Below are 18,451 nucleotides of genomic sequence, written 5' to 3'. Positions count from 1 at the left end.
TTTATAAACTCTTGCCCGTTTTCACTTTCGCCCGTTTTGTGGGAAGCGGCACCGTCAGCACCGGACAGCCGGCTGTCCGGACAACCTTCTCCGCCGTGCTGCCGAAGAAGATCTTCTCGACTCCGCCGAACGATCCCCCGTAACTTCCCATAACCACCAAATCAACCCCTTCCACTCGAGCCGTGCGTGCAATCTCCTCGAAGGGACAACCGTCCGCAAGCAACCGGCGAATCGTCACGCCCTTCGCGTCGTCCCTGGCCAGCAATTGTCGGGCATTCAGGCGGGCAAAATGATGCAGCTGTTTTTTCTGTTTCGCGGCCTCGGAGGCCGATGCCAATCCGAGTCGATTCAGCGCGTCTAAACTCTTCGTATCGACGACGTGCAGCAGGAGCACCTCCGCCTGATAAGACCTCGCAAAGGACAGTGCAATCCGGAAGGCTTCCTCGGAGCAGGAAGAAAAATCCACCGGCACGAGAATCTTGGTGAACAAACGATCCGCCATAACTTCCACCCATCGCTCCTACTTCCATCATCAGCAAGGCCGATGCCCGACGGCGAAGAGCCAAGATGGCCAGTTTTTCTTACACCATCAGCCCTACGCCATCAACTCCGAATTCTCCGGGGGGTGTCCTGCTACAGCCAATCCCCGTGTTCTGTAGCGGAACGCCACAGAGCGGCAAGGCGCCTATGGCATGCGTTAATTAGCACGACGGCGGAGAGGACGCCTGTCATGCCATACGTACGCTACAGGCTCTGAGACTTCCTCATGCCCTACGGTCCCATGACGATGCTCCCGTCTCAAATGGCATTCCTCTTGCTGGACCAGTCAATTAAATGGAGACCATCATGTCTCGAACGCAGTGGCTGTTCTTTGGAGCGGTGCTGGTAGGAATCGCCGTCGCGCTCTACCTGATCTTCTTCTGTCCCGCAGACTGTCGGTAACGATCGTTCACCTCAGCCGATACTCCGTGCTCTATGACAACTGCTGCTGATCTTATGACCGCCTTGGTACCTCGGGCCAGCCCGGAAGAGACTGTCGCAAGCGCACTGACGTCGCTTCGCGGGGCCCCCTGGTCGGAAGTCGGCCACCTGTATCTCGTTGATCGCCGCACCCGCCTGGTGGGCCAAGTGCCGATCGAACGGCTATTCGCTGCGCCACCGGAGCAAACCCTGGCCTCGTTACGCGGCGATCCTCCGATCGAAGTACGGGCGGGGGAAAACGCCGAAACCGTCGCGCTGCTGGCTGTCGAACGACATGATGCCGACGTGGCCGTGACAGATGCGGAGGGCTCACTCCTGGGAGCGATTCCGATCGGACGTCTGTTGGCGCAGCTCCATGAGGAGCACGTCGACGATCTGCTGCGCATGGGTGGTATCGGTGCTCTACATCCGAAACCGACGGCTTCCCCCAACGCGACGGCCTCGTTTCGAGCCCGAATCCCTTGGCTCCTGCTGGGACTCGCCGGTGGCATGATGGCCGGAGGCGTCGCATCGGCATTCGAATCCGCCCTGAGGCAAGAAATCGCTTTAGCATTTTTTCTCCCGCTCGTCGTGTATATGGCAGACGCAGTAGGAACGCAAACTGAGACGGTGCTCGTGCGGGCCCTGGCGCATGGTCCTGTCGCCTTGGCACCGCAGCTGATGCGGGAGGGCATCATCGGCCTTCTCATCGGCCTGGTTGTGGGAGGGCTGGCCGGCCTGACCTTTCTCTGGTGGGATGGGCGGACGTCGATTGCGCTCGTCGTAGCCGTCACTCTCGGGGTCACAGCGGTGGTCGCCACATTCGTGGCGAGCATTCTACCCATGGCCCTCGCCAGGCTGGGCGCTGATCCGGCGCTGGCCAGCGGGCCGGTGGCTACTGTCGTGCAAGACATTTTGAGCGTCGGGATCTATTTAGGGATTGCCAGTGCCATTCTGCCGTGAATCGATCGCGCGACGAGACTCCCCAGGCGGCAGGTCCATCATGGGAATCGAAACCATTGTGCAGGTACGAATCAACGGCGATGGCGTCGGCCTCGATGGACTCCTGGGTCTGCCCGCTCACCCGAAGGGTGTCATTGCCTTTGCTCACGGCAGCGGCAGCGGGCGATTCAGCCCGCGGAACCAATTCGTGGCCCGACACTTGGAATCGGGCGGGTTCGCAACATTGCTCATGGATCTCCTCACCCCTGACGAGGCGAATGATCGGCACAAGATTTTTGACATCGACCTCCTCGCCGACCGGCTGTTACTCGCGGAGACTTGGCTGCAGACGCACCCCCAGACGGCGGGACTCCCGATCGGATATTTCGGCGCCAGCACAGGGGCCGGCGCGGCCCTCCAAGCGGCAGCCCGCAAACCTCATGCGGTGGGCGCCGTCGTGTCGCGCGGCGGCCGGCCCGATCTGGCCGGCCCCTACCTGAGCCTCGTCACCGCACCGACACTCCTGCTGGTTGGAGGTCATGATGGTCCCGTCATCAACATGAATCAGGACGCGCTCGCACGACTGACCTGCCGGAAAGAACTGGTGATTGTCCCGGGAGCCAGTCATTTATTTGAAGAACCGGGCACGCTGGAGCAGGTCGCCCGAGAAGCGCTTCGCTGGTTTCAATGTTCTCTCCAACCGGAACTGCACACGATCAAGGAGCCCCGATCATGAAAGTCCTTTTAGCCGTCGATAGCTCCGATCACTCCTATGAAGCCGCGCGGGCGTTGAAATATCTGCGCCGCCCGAATGAGCTGATCCTACTCCATGTCGTGGATGCGCCCCGACCAATTTATCCCATGATGGTGCCGGAAATAGCCCACGAACTCTATGCGCAATTGGAACGCAGCATGAAAGAGGATGGCGAGCAGTTGCTGACCCGGATCCATTCCCTACTCCCGCCTCACAGCGGGTCGGTCACTACGCAACTGAGCGCAGGGTCGCCGTCGGAAATGATCGTCGCAACAGCTGAGGCCTGTCATGTGGACCTCATTGTTATGGGAGCCAGGGGGCTGGGACCGGTGAAAGAACGACTGCTGGGAAGCGTCTCCCATCGTGTCCTCAGCCTTGCTCCCTGCGCCAAACTGATCCTACAGGGTTCCCTCCGCGGCTTAAAACAGATCCTGCTCCCGCTGGAAGGCCAATCGGACGCCGAGGCGGCGCTAACATTTCTCCAGAAGCAGCCCTTCCATGAGCCGACGAACATCAATCTGCTGGCTGTCCTCCCGCCGACCCGACCACCCTGGCCCATTGACGAGGCAGCGGCGGAAAAATTGGAGGCGCAAGCCCTCCGACATGCCCGTGATTTCGTCGATGGAGTGGCCACCGAGCTTCGGACGCTCGGGTATACCACCCGCAGCGCAAGTGTTCTGGGAACGCCGGCAACGATGATTCTCCACGAAGCGGAAAAACTGGGCGCGGACCTGATCATGGTGGGTTCACGGGCCAGGCAAGGCATCACCCGGTTCGTCTTAGGCAGTGTCTCCCATGCGGTGTTACATCGCGCCCCCTGCCCAGTGTTGGTGTTTGAATGAGTGCTCGGAGGGGAACAGGCGCAGAAGAAGGCTGAATCCGGTCAGGAGGAACGAGAGAGACTTTCGCACGATTAGCGCGTCACTTGAACGTCTTCAGCTGGCGGTCTTTCTCGACGACGGAACTCAGCAAGGCTGCCCGTTGAACAGGCACGGTTTGTATCGCGCGATGTCGAACTCGATGTTCTCCTGGTAGACCCGCTCGTTCCCGTTCACCCCGTCCTGATCCGGATCGTTGAACATCGTGTGGTCCCACCAATAGAACAACGGGAACTGTTCGGTATAATAAACGGGATTCCCGTAATTACTCCGCGTGTAGTCCTGCACGAGACGCCCCGTAATATAGTCGACCTTCCCGTCGCCATGCAGCGAAAAGAGCATGATGAACATTCGCGACTCATGGTCGTAGAGTTCATCTAGGCGGCTATTCAGATCAGGCTCGATAGGAAGCGGGTCCTGTGACCAGGCGGAGGTTGCCGGAAGAAAGAGGAGCACAGCGAGCAAGAGACTGGCGGCAACACGAAGGTTCGTCATGGTTCAGAAAGCAGATCGACGCCATGATGGAGGCAATTTCATTCATGCTACCACCCAGCTATACCCCGTTCAAGCGCTCGACCGACTTTTTCGAGTCCTCGTCACCTTGCCGATCGAATGTGCGCCCTCTTATAATCGCACACGATGTCGACCAGCATGCCACGCGCCTCCCTCCATACATTGGGGTGCCGCCTCAGCCAATCCGAGACCTCCATGTTAGCCGATACCCTGGTACGCCGGGGGTATCAACTGGTGGAGTTCGGCAAGGAGACGGACCTGCTCGTCTTGAACACCTGCTCCGTGACGGAGAACGCCGAAAAAGATTGCCGCTATGCCGTTCGCAAGACCCTACGCCACTCGCCGCATGCCTTCGTCGCGGTCACGGGATGTTATGCCCAAACCGGCGCGGCGCAGCTGCAGAAGGTACCCGGTATCGACCTGATCGTCGGGACCCAGTTCAAAATGAATCTCCCGGAATATCTCCCGGCCCCGACCAAACTCCGGAAACAGCCGGAGCCTGAGGTCCGCCACAGTCGCACGATCGATCGAGAAGATTTCGTCCTGCCCGGGACCGCCTATTCCGACTCCACCCGCGCGCTCCTCAAGATTCAGGACGGATGCGATTTCATGTGCAGCTTTTGCCTGATTCCGTTCGCGCGCGGCCGTGAACGGAGTCGCACGGCCGACGATGTCTTGCGGGAAGCCCGTGAGCTCGCCGCCCACGGGTATCGGGAACTGGTTCTCACCGGCGTGAACATCGGCCAGTACGCATACCAGGGGCTCGGTCTGGTTGAGCTGCTGCGAGAACTTGAAGCGATTCATGAGGTTACCCGCATCCGAATTTCCTCGATTGAGCCCACGACGGTGCCGACGGCATTGCTCCACCACATGGCCGACTCGACAAAGCTGTGCCATTACCTACATCTTCCCCTGCAAAGCGGCGACGACGGAATCCTCCAGGCAATGAACCGGCGTTATGCTGTCCGCGAATATGAGGAGTTGGTCAAGCAGGCTCTGACACTGATGCCTGATCTCGGGCTGGGAACCGATCTCATGGTGGGTTTTCCCGGCGAGAACGAACAGGCGTTCGCGAATACGATCCGGACGGCCGAGCGACTCCCCTTCTCCTATTTCCACGTGTTCAGTTATTCATCCCGGCCGGGTACGGCAGCCGCGCGCCTCGAAGATCAGATTCCACCCGCCGTCATCCGGCAGCGCAGCAAGGCCCTGGCGGAACTCTCCCGGACCAAGGCATTAGCCTTTTACCAACAACAGATTGGGCGTACCCTCCCCGTCCTCTTCGAACAGGGAACGCGCGACGGGTTTCGCACCGGCACCACCGCTAACTTCGCTCGGGTGGCGGTCGCGGCCGATACCGTCGTCGCCAGCTCAATTCACCAGGTCACCATCACCGGCGTCATGGATGGGTTGGCCTATGGCCACCCGGTCGCCACAGTCTTACCGCCCTCGCACAGGCCACTTGTATGACACAACCCAATAAACCCCATACCGTCCATATCGAAACTTTCGGCTGCCAGATGAACGAGTACGACTCGGAACTTGTTCGCTCATTACTGCGCAAGGCGGGATTCGAGTTTACCGAGGATCGAGAACGCGCCGATGTCCTGCTCATGAACACCTGCGCCATTCGTGAGAATGCCCACAACAAAGTCTACGGCCATCTCGCCGAATTAAAAGCCGTAAAGGAGCAGCGCCCCCTGGTCGTCGGGGTGCTCGGCTGCATGGCGCAAAACCTCAAGGAAGAGTTGAGGGAAAAGCAACCGCTGGTGGATGTGCTCGTCGGCCCGGACGGATACCGCCAGTTGCCCGGGCTGCTGACGAATGCGCTGAACGCGGAGGAACAGGGCCTCGCGCGACGGGGCATGGCCGTGGATTTGTCCGAATATGAAACCTACGACGATATTCTTCCCGAGCGCGACGACAGCAGCAACGCCTGGATCGCCATCATGCGCGGCTGCGACAATTTTTGCAGCTTCTGCGTGGTCCCCTACACGCGAGGGCGCGAGCGATCACGCGATCCACAGGGAATCATCCGCGAGACCGAGGCGTCGGTCGCCGCCGGGCATACGCAGATCACCTTGCTCGGGCAAAATGTGAACAGCTACCGGTATGAGGATTGGGATTTCGCCCGGCTGATCCTCGCGGTTGCCGAGGTGCCGGGAGTCCAGCGTGTCCGGTTCACCTCTCCGCATCCGAAAGACTTTCCCGTGGCGCTGCTGGATGCCGTCGCGAGTCACCCGAACATCTGTAAACACATCCACCTGCCCCTGCAGTCCGGTAACGACCGCATCCTGGAACTCATGAACCGAACCTACAGCCGGAAGGAGTATCTCGAATTGGCCGCGCACATTCGCCGCCGCCACCCCGGGATCGCCCTCACCACCGATATCATCTGCGGCTTTTGCTCCGAAACCGAAGAGGAGTTTCTGGATACCTATCGGGTGATCGAGGAGGTGCAGTATCACTCGGCCTATGTATTCAAGTATTCGGAGCGGAAAAATACCATTGCGGCACGGAAGTTCCCGGACGACGTACCGGAGGCCGTGAAGGGCGAACGGGTTAGCCGTCTGGTGGATTTGCAGCGTCCCATCACCGCGCGACTCAATCGGGAGCTCATTGGAAAAACTCTCCCGGTCATGGTCGAAGGCGACTCCAAACGATCCTCCGATCAATGGATGGGCCGTACCGATACCGGGGTGTTCGTCATTTGGAACAAGAACGATACGCCTGCCGTCCTCGGCAGTATTCAACCGATCACTATTCTCGACGGCAGCGCCGCAGTCCTGATGGGACGGCGCGAGCCCTCTGCGACACTCGCGTGATTTTTTCCCGCACTCCGCACAACACGTCGCCCGGCTCGCCGCCGTATTGGCCACATTGGAGAGGCCGCCTGCGACAGGTCTCCGGCAAGCCAGCGATTGCCGTCGAACAGCGACATTTCTGCCCAGTCCTGAACAACAATTGCCAATTTTTCGACGCCCGCACTCGTCGAACTGACAGGAGAAAGGAGCGCGCCAAGCCCCATCACCTTGTGCCGTTTCTGGCCCACGTCCCGGCTCACCATCACCCGATTCTCAATGGAGCACCTTCACCGCCTTGAAACATCAATAGCTTAGACGGCATCTTTCGCCGCGATCCGTCACGCCGCATCAGCCGCATCCACAGCAGACATCGACTCTCAGGGGGTTGCCGCTAGGGTCCCAGAAGTCCATGAAAAGAGGGCATAGCCCTTGCTTGGTCCATTCTGGCGTCGACAAGTAACCAGGTTCATCAACCACCGACCCGGCCTCAGAGGATTTCGCATCATGAAGAAAGACATTGCCCAGAGTCATGCAGAAGAAGCCCCTCGGGGCATGAGCCTGGAAACCATTATCGCCGTCGGGGTCTTCGGGTGGATGGCCCTCGGCGTGGTAATGATGGGGTTGGGCATCTGGTAATCCCGATTCGTTACGACGCGCCTTCCCCCTGAAGCCGCGCCGCCCCGTTCGCACCGCATCAAGTAGCCGATAAGGATGACCGTCATGCGAATTCACGGCTCCCGCACCCCGTCCCCTCTTACCCTGAACTTCGGACTCCTCGGGTTGGCCCTGTTGGGAGCCATGGCCGCCGGTTGCTCATCGACCGCCGCCACCGTTCAACAGACTGTCGCCGCACAACCTCAGGGCACTGTCCGACTCCAAGAAGTCGCCGATTGGGAATTTGTGGCCTCACACCCCAGCACCATCGATATCGCCACCCTCGACAGCCTGCTGCGTGGGGTCATGATTTCGGATATACACACCAATCTCTCGAGTTTGCCCGTGGATGGCAGCAAGCCAATGAATGTGTTCAGCGATGAGGACGTGCACTATCTTGCTCCCCTGCTAGCCCAAGCGTTGTCTCAAGCGCAACCCGAATATGTGGTTGATTTTCGTCTCTCCTCATCGGCAGGGTCAGGCTCTGAACCCACCGCGGGCACCCTTTACGTTCAGAACGAACGGTTGTATCTCACCGTGACGGAACACAACGGGACGTTGACGAAGGTCGAGTCCTCGTTGTTCGGAAGCGGACGACCGGCACGCATCGTCAGCATGGCCCCGGAATCAGCCGGGCAAATTGAGCAAGCCGTTCCAGGCGTTGCCATGGGACGACCAGCACTCAAGTCGCTCTCCATCGATTACAAGCTATTTGCCAAGCACCCAGAACCGGCCCCGGCAGCGACGGCGCCCCAACTGGTCCAAACCGCAGCCCCTCGGATGGTCGTGGCCTCGGTGGTGGAGGAACCGCCGGTTAACAGCGCGCCTGCAGCGCAGCCATCGGTCATGGAAGCCCCTGCAGCGACGGACGCTGCAGCCGACGAGGAACGTTTGAGCGAAACCGTTCAGGCGTTACAGACTGCGCGGGAAGCGATGGCCAGAAAAGACGCCAAGATCAGCGCCCTGCGAAGAGATTTAGAATCAATGCGCACACAGTTGGAAACGAAAGACAAGGAACTTCGGGCCGTGAAGAGCACCCAACAGACGCGCCCCAAACGCGAACCCCGGAACAAAGCCGAACTCACCGTTCGCTGACCGCCTGCCCGTTCATTCACCCCACATCGATGAGTTCCGGCCGCAGGAGCACAATCTCTCGTGAGATCGGCTGCCTGAAATTCATGCGGCAATAACAGCCATAGGTGACATAGGTGTCCTGCAAGCAATAGAGGGCAATCTCCTTGCCCTGCCTCTCCGCCCACATCTGCGCCACCTGAGACCCGCTGCCCGACTTGCTTTCCACGTTCAGCGCCCGCGCAAGCACATCCAGTTTGACCCATCCACGATTGTCCCAATTGCTCCAGATCGCCATGGTGTCATACACCGGCTCCGCCCGGAACTTGGCCAGGTTGATCTCCATGGTCGGCTTGACCTGCTGAATGATCGACCGTTTTTTGATGAAGGGCAGGTCAAAATTCAAGCCGTTGTGCGTAATAAACAAGGAGGGCCTGAGCTGCCCGAGATGACTCCAGAATCGACGCAATAGCTCCTGCTCGTTCGCCCCGTACCAGGAGGTGGCGCCGCGCGGTTCGAAGTTGTCGGAGAACTCCAGCAACCCGATGCAGACGATTCGGCTGAACGTTCCGTCGAAGGAGGATTTTTCATACAGTTCTTCATCGAGCTGATGTTGCGCCTGCGCCTCCCCGACCGCGAACAGGTCGCCGCCGGTCTCGGAAAAGGCCGCCTCGCCGGAAGCCAGTTGACGTCCGGCCAACCGGGCCCATTCCTCCCTGGGCGCCTGCACCGTTTCGATATCGAGGACCACTTTCATATACCCCTACACTTTCCCCTGCTGAAGCGCCGCGATAACCGGCTGATCGGCCGAAGGAAACTCGAACGCGGCCATCTCATGAGGATAGACCCATCGAAGCTCCGCGCAGTCCAGTGCGATCGCAACACCGGTTTCAATCCGGCAGCAAAAGAAGTGCAGTTCCACAGTCTTCTCGGGATATTCATGTCGTACAATCTGAAAGAGAGTCGGGCCAGAGATCCGGATATTCAGCTCTTCCCATAACTCCCGATGCAGACATTCCTCCAACGTTTCGCCCAATTCTCGTTTCCCCCCAGGAAACTCCCATAACCCACCGAGATGCACCCCGGCTTTCCGGCGCGCAATCAGATACCGTCCCTCGTGAACAATGATTCCTGCCGCGACCTCGATCACTTCCATAGAGCACCGTGACGACGACCTCGTGTTGCCTCATAATATTCAATTAACGATGTTCACGGGTCAACGAAACGCTCAACGAGAAGAGCCGATATGAACATTGTCCCCTCCAGTGAAGATTACACATTGAGCCTGCAACAGTTCTCTTCACTTCCCGGCATCGAACGGATAGGCCTTGCAGAACGGCTTCATCGGGCACAGGAGACAATAGGGGTCACGCGCCGTACAAACCGTGGCACCGAAATCCATCAGGGCCTGATTAAAGTCATACCCCTTGCCGCGCGGAATCAAGGCCTCTGATAACTCCCAGAGGATCGCCTTTTGCGCCTTGGCGTCACCCTCAGCAATGAACACACGATGCAGCACGCGGATCACGTTCGTGTCCAGGATCGGCGCGTCTTCATTAAATGCAAACGAACGAATGGCCCCCGCGGTGTACCGCCCGATGCCCTTGAAGGATAACAACTCCTCCGCATCGTTGGGCAACTGCCCTCCGTAACGGGCGACGGTTTCACAGGCGATACTGTGCAACCGTTCAGGCCGGACGTTGTACCCCAGGGGATACCAGGTCTGCTTCACCTCGGCGACAGGCGCATCGGCCAGCTGTTCAAACGACGGATACCGTTCTAAAAACTCATGGTACTTCGGAATCACCCGATCGACCTGAGTCTGCTGGAGCATCACCTCCGACACCAGAATGTGATAGGGATCGGAGGTCCTGCGCCAGGGCAGATCGCGCCCGTGTTCCTTGTACCACTTCAAGAGCCGGTTCTGAAAACGCTGCTTCTGCCCGCGCGCAAGCGCGACAGAAGACTGAGGCGACTTCTTCTTACGTGTCGGGGATTTCTGAACGCGAGACTTTGTGGACATAACCGTTCGTGATAGGTGGCGGCATTCTAAAAGGCGGGCGGGCTGAAAATCAAACCATACCACGTCAACCAGCGGAGCCGCAGGGCACGATTCACACACACACATCCCACCCTGCGGTCCCCGGCAGCGCTGGCGACACCGCTCCTTATTGCGGCGAGGCTTGCACCTTGGTCGCTTCCTTCACCGGCGGATCAATCACAATCTGAGGGCCTTGCACTTTCGGCAAGATCCCGGCTCCCGGCTTTTCGAGGAGTCGCTGATTCTGATCGCTGATCGGCAGTTGTTGCGACACATGCCGATCGTCGAACGCCGCCGCTCCGTGAAGCGCCTTCTCTCCGACCGCATTCGCGCGGCCCGGATCGTTGGCAAGTGACTGCCCATTGACCGGATCAGTCGCCTTACCCATCGGATAGCCGGGATGTTGCGGCAACATCGTCGGGTTGCCGAACGCAACACCGGCCACCAGTACTCCGACCAAAGACCATGGAACTATATGGAATGAGGTTTTCATAACCAAACCTCCTATTGAGCGGGTGGAAATAAGCCGCCCTCCGGTCATCACGATCAGAAGGCGCGCGGATACAACGATGGAAAAGGAACGAAGAGCCCGACGAGGAGAAGGAAACGAGGGTATCCCGGGTTCATGGTGACCTCCCGGACTATTTGTTCAGCTTGCACTCGATGAGCCCAACAATCAAGCCCGCCTAAGCGAACGGCACCCGGTCGTTGCCGGCTCGATCAACCAGGCGTGATCCATCGAACGCCGACGCGAAAACCTTGCCATGCATAGTGCATAAGGCCTATCTCACGACTTCTGAATCACCCTCCGACACGGTGAAACCCATTAGCCCTAAAATCACGGGTACCCTAGGACTCTTCCCAAACCCGAACGGTCAGGGACATTATCTTGTTCGCACCCGCGATGAGAGGCATGCTATGTCCTTCTCGCCGACTAGGTTACCCGCGCTCGTCGCCCGCCGTTGATTACAGAGATCACGAGGCTGGATTTAACCGCTGGCGGAGCGTCTCCACGCCTTGCCACCCGATCCGATTTCATAAGGATACCGACCGCCACATGACCATGACAGTTCACTATCGAGAGACTCTCTCGACGAAGTCGACCACAAGCGGAGAAGGAAGGATCCTGGATCTCTCGATAGAAGGCTGCCGTATCGAGTGTGCGCACCGTTTGCCCGTCAATACGTATCTCTCACTCCGACTACTCATTTCACCGAAAGAACTGCCGATTCTCGTGGATCTGGCAGCCGTGCGATGGACTCATGGAACCGCCTGCGGCATACACTTCCTTTCCCTCCAACCATCGCATACCGCGCGGCTTCGGACATTTCTTGCCTCCGCAACACCGCAGAAACAACCGAGCACACCCGACCAGAGCTAAAACACCGGCAACCGCTCTTCTTCTCATCCCCCCTAGGATTTTCCCTTGCCTTTTTTGTGCCGCTCTTGCATCCTGCGGCTGTACCCTAGAGATAACCCTAGGTCACGCGAAGACTCATCGACTAGTCAAGAGGAACGATGTGATGAACGAAGACAATCAATCCCGACGAATCGACGTACTGGCAATCGGCCTGTTTGGCTTGGCAGTCGGTGCGCTCACCCTGGGCGTGGCCCAACTAGGATGGATTCAGCAGAAAAACATGGTGGGAGCCCTGGTGATTGCCCTGATCTTCGGCGGGATTGTTCAACTCTTAGCCGGCATTACCGATATTCGCTATAACGAGCAACTCGGCGGCACCGCGCTGACCATGTACGGTTTTCTGTGGATCACGCTCTGCACCGTGAAACTCGTCAGCGCGAGCAGCACGTTCCAATTCGACGCGGTGCTGTATGCGCCAATCAATCTGGTCTACGCAGTCTTTTCCGGCGTCATGATCTTTCTCACGGCCTACCGCAACCTGACGCTCAGCGCCCTCCATGTCGTGATCACTCTCACATTTCTTGCCACCACCTTCGCCAAGCTGGACTTCATCAGCGAACTCTTGCCGGGATGGGGCCATCTCATCATCGGCCTGATGGCCTTCTATCATGCGGTCGGCAGCCTGACACTGGCGTTCACGGGCAAATCCATCCTCCCGCTCGGCCCGCCGCTCCTCTTTCACACACACAAGCCTGTGCATTCGATCGTCAAGGTCGTGTAGCGGCACGGGACTCATCGTCCGTCGTTCGTGAAACGTGGTTCGTCACCCATCTGCCGAACAACACCCCGCACGGCACGTATGACGCTGCGACTGCCTACTACCAGTCGGCGCCGATCCGATCCACCACGATCTGATGCACGGCTGCCTGGGGACCAAGACAAGCCAGGTAGAGCGCAGTTTCGGCGATGTCGAAGGGATCGATCTTGTCACTGCCGGCCCGCTCCTCCGTCGACGCATCGACCAAATCATCAGCCACGCCGCCGGGACAGATCGCACTCACTTTAATACGGTGCGCACGTCCCTCGTCCGCCAAAGCCTTGCTCAAAGCCATGATCGCGTGTTTTGACGCGCTGTAGGTCCCCGTGCCGGTCCAAGCCTGCACACCCGCGACGCTCGACATGTTGAGGATGGTCCCGCCGCCCTGCATCTTCATCTGCGCAAAAGCCGCCCGGCAGCAGAAGAACGTCCCCCGCACATTCGTATTCATCACTTCGTCGAAGGCTTCAGTGCTGGTCTCGGCCAACCGGCGCCCGCCGAAGATCCCGGCATTGTTCACCAGGATATCCAGACGCTGGAAACGCCGCACTGTTTCACCGATCAATTGCTCCACCTGCGACTCGTGTGATACGTCGGCCTGGAACGGCCAGGCGCTCCCACCAGCCGCCTCGATCTGAGCAACGGTGTTCTCACATTTGTCGAAACGCCGTGCAGCCACGACGACCGTCGCCCCTTCCTGCGCGAACCGGAGCGCGATGGCTTTGCCAATCCCGCTGCTGCTACCGGTGACAATCGCGACCTTGCCTTTCAGACGTTCCATCTTCTTTCTCCTCTTTGGTGCGGATACGGCACTGGCATATGCAGACCGGCGCGAAAGTCTCGCGTCCAAGCGCGACCACACGTCACAAGGTGTGACTGACGAAAGCCTGCTCACTCAATGTCTGGCGGGCCACGTCAAGCAGATGCCTGTGATGCGTGAACAGCATGACCTGACTGCCCTCGGCAAAACGCGCCAGGGCACGCAGGATGTGACCCGCGCGCGCATCGTCAGACGTGATGAGCGTATCGTCGAGCACCAGCGGCATCGGCGAATGTGAGGGGCGTCGCAATTCCAACGCCGCCAGACGCAACGCCAGGTACAGTTGATCGGCTGTGCCTTCGCTCATCTGCTCAATCCCAATCGTCACGCCGCCGGCCCGTTGGGCACACAGTACCGGTCTATCCCCACGCTCGTCCGTCACCAGCCGTTCGTAGACGCCTCCCGTCATGAGTGAAAAGTAGGCGGATGCGGCAGACACCATGGGGGCTTGCGCCCTCTCACGAAACCGGTTTAATGCCTCCTGCAACAACGACCGGGCGAGCTTAAGCCTGGCCCAGGGTCTGATGGCCGAGCGGTATCGGGCCGCTGCGGATTCCATCGCCTCACGAGCCAGCGCCGCGCGATCTGACGCGTCGATCACCTCCAACGCCCGCCGGGTCTGCTCCTCAGCCCGCTGCGCCGATTCCTGTTCCTGCTCAAGCCGTAGAATCTCGCCGCGACCACGCTCCCGTTCGCTTTCCAGGGCCAGCACATCCAGCCCCGCCAAGCGGGACCGCAACTCAGCTTCTGAATGAGGCGAGGCATCGGCCAGTTGCCGGCGCAGGAGGGCGAGCGATTTCCGGATCTCCCGTTTTTTCGCCGCCTGCTCTTCCAATTCCGGCAGCTGATCGATCGTCGCGCCCCTCGCGCGCGTGCAGAGTCCGGCCAGAACGGCGGCCTCCGTAACCTGCGCGGCGGCGGCCCGGCGCTTCTTGTCCTGGGCCTTCGTACGGTCGCGAATGAGCGCATGCCCCTCTTGCTGATGTTGCCGCGAAACAGCCAACCGCTTGCGCAGACGATCCGCAAAATCATCCAGCACCGTGGGGGGCCCTTCACTGAGGAACTCAGCTATCTGCGCGGCTTGTGTCATGAGGTCATCGACCACGGCCTGTAGTTGCGCCTTACGCTGTTGCGCGTCCGCCAAGGCCGACGCCTGCCGTGCCAGTCCATCGAGTTCATCGAGGCGAGACTTCAGGGCTTCCGGTGGCGCGTCACCTGCCAGAAATAGCCGCGTATGCCAGGCCAGCAAGGCGTCCAGATGGCGGCGCCGTTCAGCCTCGGTCTCGCGTACCTGCCGAGCAACCTTCTCCCGCTCGATCCGGCGGGTATGGGCTGCCTTCCGTCGAGCCTGCTCTTCAGCCTCCGCTTCGGTCGCCGATTGTTCCCAACGCACAGCCTGTTCGATCAGCAGGGAGAGCCTCTCTGCTTCTCCCGCCTGAGTGGCGGCCACAGAACAGCCGACGGCCCGCAACCCCTCAGTCATCGCTCCAACCGAGCCGGCGGCATCAGCCAGCACACGGTCACGGTCGGCACGCAGAGCCGTCACTCGCTCAATCAGCTGCAGCGCCTCCTGCCGGCGCCCCTGCCATTCACGCAGGGTCTCAGGCTCCAGGTTCGGCAACCCGGCCTGCACTAACCGCTGCTGCCACGTCGCGTGCAAGTCGTCGCGTTGCGCGCGCAACGCCGCCATCTCGCCTTCCAGTTCTTTGCGGCGCCCTTCCATCTGCTCGATACGCACCGAACACTCTTCCAATCCGGCCGCGCGTTTCGTATCAGCGCGGAGCAGGTCTGCCTGCCGGTCGGCTTCGCCCATTGTCGCTTCAAACGTCTCCGGTAAGGCTTTCGCGGCGTCGAACCCCAGCGCCAACTGGTCCGTCCCGCCGGTCCGATCGATGTACGTACGACGAATCGCGCCCCATTCCTCGGTCCGTCTGACGCGGGCCTGGCGCAACGTCTCTGCGGTCACCACTTCGCCTTCGGCGGCGAGCTGCCGTTGACGCAACCGTTGTCCGTCGAGATCGCGCCCGACCAATTCAAATTCATCGCGCCACTTGTTGAGGTGCGTTTCGATATCCGCCAGATCTTGCTTGGTCCGCACTATCTGCGCGTCCAGCATCGGCTGGCTTCCACGCACAGCCTGCTCCGACTCCATACCGAGTTCGGACAGCACCAGCGTGAGCCGGCCCTCCAATTCGCGAAGCCGGCGATCCAGATCGCTCTTCTGCCTGACCACATCCCCTTGCGCCTGCGCCGCTCGTATGGCGGCCACCAACGCTTGTCTGTGCAACGGGGCGGGAACGATCTCGGGCACGGCGCTATCCGGTTGCAAGGCTGCGTCCAACGCATCGGCGCGCTCACGATACCCTTCAAGCCGCTCACTCAACCGGCTCACGTCGGCCAGATACCCTTCTAGCGCCACACGGTCTGCGGACGACGGCACGGCCGCTAGAATGACCCGAGGATCCACGCCAGGCGCAAGCCTCGCCACAGCCAAAACCAACTCGCCCTCGATCTTCGCGATGAGGCTATTCTGCTGATGGTATTCGTGGCGATTTCTAGCCGCGGCTTCCACGCCGGACACCAGGCGCTCGATCGCGTCGGCATGATCGAGCAGCAACGGCTCGATGACGAGGCCATCCAACGCGACGGCGCAGCGCGCGAGCTCCTCCTCGGCTTCCTGAAGATCACCCTGCGCCCGTTGCAAAGCCTGCTCCGCAGCCAGCCGTTCCTCACGGTGCTGCTCAGACAGATCCGGAACCGATGCATAGGATTGGAGCGCGGCCTCCAGGCGATCGTGCTCACGCAACAACGGCTCGACGGTGCGCAATTCTGTCAACTCGTTCTCGCGTCGCCGCAACGTTTCCAGCGATTTGATCAGTTCATCGAGCGCGGCCTTGGCCGTTTCATGCGCGCGATTCAACTCCTGCCATTCAGCCGGTTTGGTCTGCGCGTCGCGCCAGACCTTCCGTTGCTCATCCAACTGGCGACGCGCCTCATTGATCACCGCATTCTGCGCGCGACCGTGCGGGCTATAGAGTTTTTTAGCATCGGTATCTAGAGCCGCCAGCAACGCCGCAATGCCGCCGGTGCCTGCGCTTGCCTCGAACAATGCCGAGCCCAGGTCGCCTTCGCCGCGCAGCAACACTGCGCCGCCCTCGCGAAGCCGCGCATGGTTCAACCCGAACAGGGCTTCGAATTCCTGACGATCCAATCCACCGGTCAGTTCCCGCTCCAGCCTGCTGTCCACCGTGACGCCAGGGTCCGTCTGTTCCGTGCGGACATCGAGGCCCGCCAGCGTCGCCCCTCGTCCCTTGCGCCTGATGAGTCCGACCGGTCGGCCCGCTTGATCGATGAAGATGCCGCCGATTCGCAGCTCGCCTGCCGGATGAACGAAGTCGTCCGGGCTGCGCATCGGAATGCCGAAACGCAGATCCGTCATGGCCCGGAGCGCGGACGACTTTCCCGCTTCGTTGGGTCCGTAAATCACATGTAAATTGCTTGAACCGATGGAGAAATCCAATGTCTTGTTGGTGAAGGGCCCGAAGGCGAGCAGCAGCAAGCGCGCGAGTTTCATGCCTCTTCTCCGGAGGCAGAGAGGCGCGCCAGCACCGTGGCTTCCGCATCCATCAAAAGACTGCGCAGTTCCGCAAGATCGTCCAGACGCGGCACATCACCGGCCGTCACTTCTGCGGGCATCGTCCCAAGGAGATCTCCCAATTCCACCTGTGCCTTGCGCATCAGTTCCGTGTCGTCACCGGCAATCGTGTCAACCAAGCGGACCAACTCGCCCACGGCATCCTGGCGCTGCGCCGCCTGGGCACGATCCAGCGGAGTGGAAAGATCCAATCGCACCTGTTCGATCCAGATCTCCGCCGTGCCGATGTCTTGCGCCGCCGCATACATCGCCGCCGCCAGGGTACCCGGCTGCGCCGCTTCCAGCCGGTGCAACTCGGTCGATCCCGTCAGCGTCACGCGCACCGCATGCAGCCGATCCGTCGTCCCGGCCAGCACCGGCGCCAACGCGCGCGCGAAAGTTTCGTTGAGCGATTCCAACCGATCCACACCATCGAGCGACACCGACAACTGACTCCAACGGACGACATCCAGCGCAACGAAATCAGCCTCGATTCTCCCTGCTTCCACCGTGACCAATTCGCACCCCTTCGCGCCCGTTTCCTTGGCATGACGCCCCTGCAGATTGCCGCAAAACACGATGCGCGGCCGCTCGTTCAGCACTTCACGCGCATGCACATGACCCAGCGCCCAATAGTCGTACCCCTTGGCGACCAGCGTCGGCAGGTCGGTCGGCGCATAGGTATCGTGGCCGGCGCGTCCCGTCAGGCTCGTATGCAGCAGGCCGATATTAAAACAGCCCGGCACAGGGGGAGGGTAAGACGGAACCAGGTCTTCATTGACCTCACGCTCCGGAAAACTGCGGCCATGGATCGCCACGGACAGGTCATCCAATCGGATGGTCTGGGCCACTCGGCTCGAAAACACCGTCACGTTCGACGGAAGGGTCAACTGACGCGAAATCACCCCCTGCGCATCGTGATTTCCCTGCACGATGAAACAGCGGATGCCAGCACGCTCCAAGCGCACCATCTGTTCGCGAAAGAACAGGCCGGTGTGAAAATCCTGCCAGTCCCGGTCGTAGATGTCGCCCGCGAGCAGAATGAAATCCACGCGCTCGGCCAGCGCCCGGTCTACCAACCGCTCACATGCACTACGGGTGGCGCTACGCAACCGCTCAACCGGCGCACCGTCGTACCGGTCCAAGCCGCGCAACGGACTATCGATATGAAGATCAGACGCGTGGATGAAGCGCATGAGGAAG

At 60.1% G+C, this 18,451-nt stretch carries 17 protein-coding genes; 8 read left to right on the top strand and 9 right to left on the bottom strand.

Annotated elements, in window-relative coordinates; all coding sequences use genetic code 11:
• Nucleotide 1: 1 nt before the first annotated feature.
• A complete protein-coding gene (locus tag V9G17_18815; GenBank protein ID MEI2754649.1) occupies nucleotides 2–502 on the bottom strand; it encodes a universal stress protein in 501 nt (166 codons plus the stop codon).
• A 473-nt stretch (nucleotides 503–975) separates the two neighbouring features.
• On the opposite strand from V9G17_18815, the gene V9G17_18810 reads away from it, so the two are divergent.
• The 3 genes from V9G17_18810 to V9G17_18800 are packed head-to-tail and all read left to right on the top strand — an operon-like array spanning nucleotide 976 to nucleotide 3,498.
• Nucleotides 976–1,923: a magnesium transporter gene (locus V9G17_18810; protein ID MEI2754648.1), complete on the top strand. Its 948-nt coding sequence runs from the start codon at nucleotides 976–978 to the stop codon at nucleotides 1,921–1,923.
• Between the two features lie 40 nt (nucleotides 1,924–1,963).
• On the top strand, nucleotides 1,964–2,638 hold the full coding sequence (locus tag V9G17_18805; protein MEI2754647.1) for a dienelactone hydrolase family protein: 675 nt from the start codon (nucleotides 1,964–1,966) through the stop codon (nucleotides 2,636–2,638).
• On the top strand, nucleotides 2,635–3,498 hold the full coding sequence (locus tag V9G17_18800) for a universal stress protein (protein MEI2754646.1): 864 nt from the start codon (nucleotides 2,635–2,637) through the stop codon (nucleotides 3,496–3,498). The genes V9G17_18805 and V9G17_18800 overlap by 4 nt, the downstream gene beginning before the upstream one ends.
• A 123-nt stretch (nucleotides 3,499–3,621) precedes the next feature.
• On the opposite strand, the gene V9G17_18795 is transcribed toward V9G17_18800, so the two are convergent.
• On the bottom strand, nucleotides 3,622–4,029 hold the full coding sequence (locus tag V9G17_18795) for a hypothetical protein (GenBank protein MEI2754645.1): 408 nt from the start codon (nucleotides 4,027–4,029) through the stop codon (nucleotides 3,622–3,624).
• Between the two features lie 156 nt (nucleotides 4,030–4,185).
• Between V9G17_18795 and mtaB the strand changes: the two genes are divergently transcribed.
• The 4 genes from mtaB to V9G17_18775 all read left to right on the top strand — a co-directional run bounded on the left by mtaB (nucleotide 4,186) and on the right by V9G17_18775 (nucleotide 8,600).
• Nucleotides 4,186–5,517, top strand: coding sequence for a tRNA (N(6)-L-threonylcarbamoyladenosine(37)-C(2))-methylthiotransferase MtaB (gene mtaB, locus V9G17_18790; protein MEI2754644.1), 1,332 nt, complete (start codon nucleotides 4,186–4,188; stop codon nucleotides 5,515–5,517).
• Nucleotides 5,514–6,872: a tRNA (N6-isopentenyl adenosine(37)-C2)-methylthiotransferase MiaB gene (gene miaB, locus V9G17_18785; GenBank protein MEI2754643.1), complete on the top strand. Its 1,359-nt coding sequence runs from the start codon at nucleotides 5,514–5,516 to the stop codon at nucleotides 6,870–6,872. Before mtaB ends, miaB begins: the two co-directional genes overlap by 4 nt.
• A gap of 483 nt (nucleotides 6,873–7,355) precedes the next feature.
• Nucleotides 7,356–7,487: a hypothetical protein gene (locus tag V9G17_18780; GenBank protein ID MEI2754642.1), complete on the top strand. Its 132-nt coding sequence runs from the start codon at nucleotides 7,356–7,358 to the stop codon at nucleotides 7,485–7,487.
• Nucleotides 7,488–7,571: 84 nt separating this feature from the next.
• Nucleotides 7,572–8,600: a hypothetical protein gene (locus V9G17_18775; protein MEI2754641.1), complete on the top strand. Its 1,029-nt coding sequence runs from the start codon at nucleotides 7,572–7,574 to the stop codon at nucleotides 8,598–8,600.
• Nucleotides 8,601–8,616: 16 nt separating this feature from the next.
• Here V9G17_18775 and V9G17_18770 read toward each other — a convergent pair whose 3' ends face one another.
• The 4 genes from V9G17_18770 to V9G17_18755 form a co-directional block, all read right to left on the bottom strand.
• The gene (locus tag V9G17_18770) at nucleotides 8,617–9,333 is read right to left on the bottom strand and encodes a 3'-5' exonuclease (GenBank protein MEI2754640.1); all 717 of its coding nucleotides are present in this window, start codon (nucleotides 9,331–9,333) and stop codon (nucleotides 8,617–8,619) included.
• Between the two features lie 6 nt (nucleotides 9,334–9,339).
• A complete protein-coding gene (gene mutT, locus V9G17_18765; protein MEI2754639.1) occupies nucleotides 9,340–9,732 on the bottom strand; it encodes an 8-oxo-dGTP diphosphatase MutT in 393 nt (130 codons plus the stop codon).
• Nucleotides 9,733–9,876: 144 nt separating this feature from the next.
• Nucleotides 9,877–10,599, bottom strand: a complete 723-nt coding sequence (locus tag V9G17_18760; GenBank protein MEI2754638.1) for an A/G-specific adenine glycosylase — start codon at nucleotides 10,597–10,599, stop codon at nucleotides 9,877–9,879.
• 145 nt (nucleotides 10,600–10,744) lie between these two features.
• A complete protein-coding gene (locus V9G17_18755; protein MEI2754637.1) occupies nucleotides 10,745–11,110 on the bottom strand; it encodes a hypothetical protein in 366 nt (121 codons plus the stop codon).
• Between the two features lie 1,030 nt (nucleotides 11,111–12,140).
• Between V9G17_18755 and V9G17_18750 the strand changes: the two genes are divergently transcribed.
• A complete protein-coding gene (locus V9G17_18750) occupies nucleotides 12,141–12,758 on the top strand; it encodes an acetate uptake transporter (GenBank protein MEI2754636.1) in 618 nt (205 codons plus the stop codon).
• Between the two features lie 97 nt (nucleotides 12,759–12,855).
• On the opposite strand, the gene V9G17_18745 is transcribed toward V9G17_18750, so the two are convergent.
• The 3 genes from V9G17_18745 to V9G17_18735 form a co-directional block, all read right to left on the bottom strand.
• A complete protein-coding gene (locus V9G17_18745) occupies nucleotides 12,856–13,575 on the bottom strand; it encodes an SDR family oxidoreductase (protein ID MEI2754635.1) in 720 nt (239 codons plus the stop codon).
• Between the two features lie 82 nt (nucleotides 13,576–13,657).
• Nucleotides 13,658–17,188 carry an AAA family ATPase gene (locus V9G17_18740; GenBank protein ID MEI2754634.1) on the bottom strand — a complete coding sequence of 1,177 codons (3,531 nt, stop codon included), beginning with the start codon at nucleotides 17,186–17,188 and terminating at the stop codon, nucleotides 13,658–13,660.
• Entirely contained in the window at nucleotides 17,185–18,444 is a 1,260-nt protein-coding gene (locus V9G17_18735) for a DNA repair exonuclease (GenBank protein ID MEI2754633.1), read from the bottom strand. The genes V9G17_18740 and V9G17_18735 overlap by 4 nt, the downstream gene beginning before the upstream one ends.
• Nucleotides 18,445–18,451 lie beyond the last annotated feature (7 nt).

This window comes from Nitrospira sp., from assembly GCA_037045225.1.
GTDB lineage: Bacteria > Nitrospirota > Nitrospiria > Nitrospirales > Nitrospiraceae > Nitrospira_A.
This window is presented reverse-complemented; position numbering and strand designations above follow the sequence as displayed.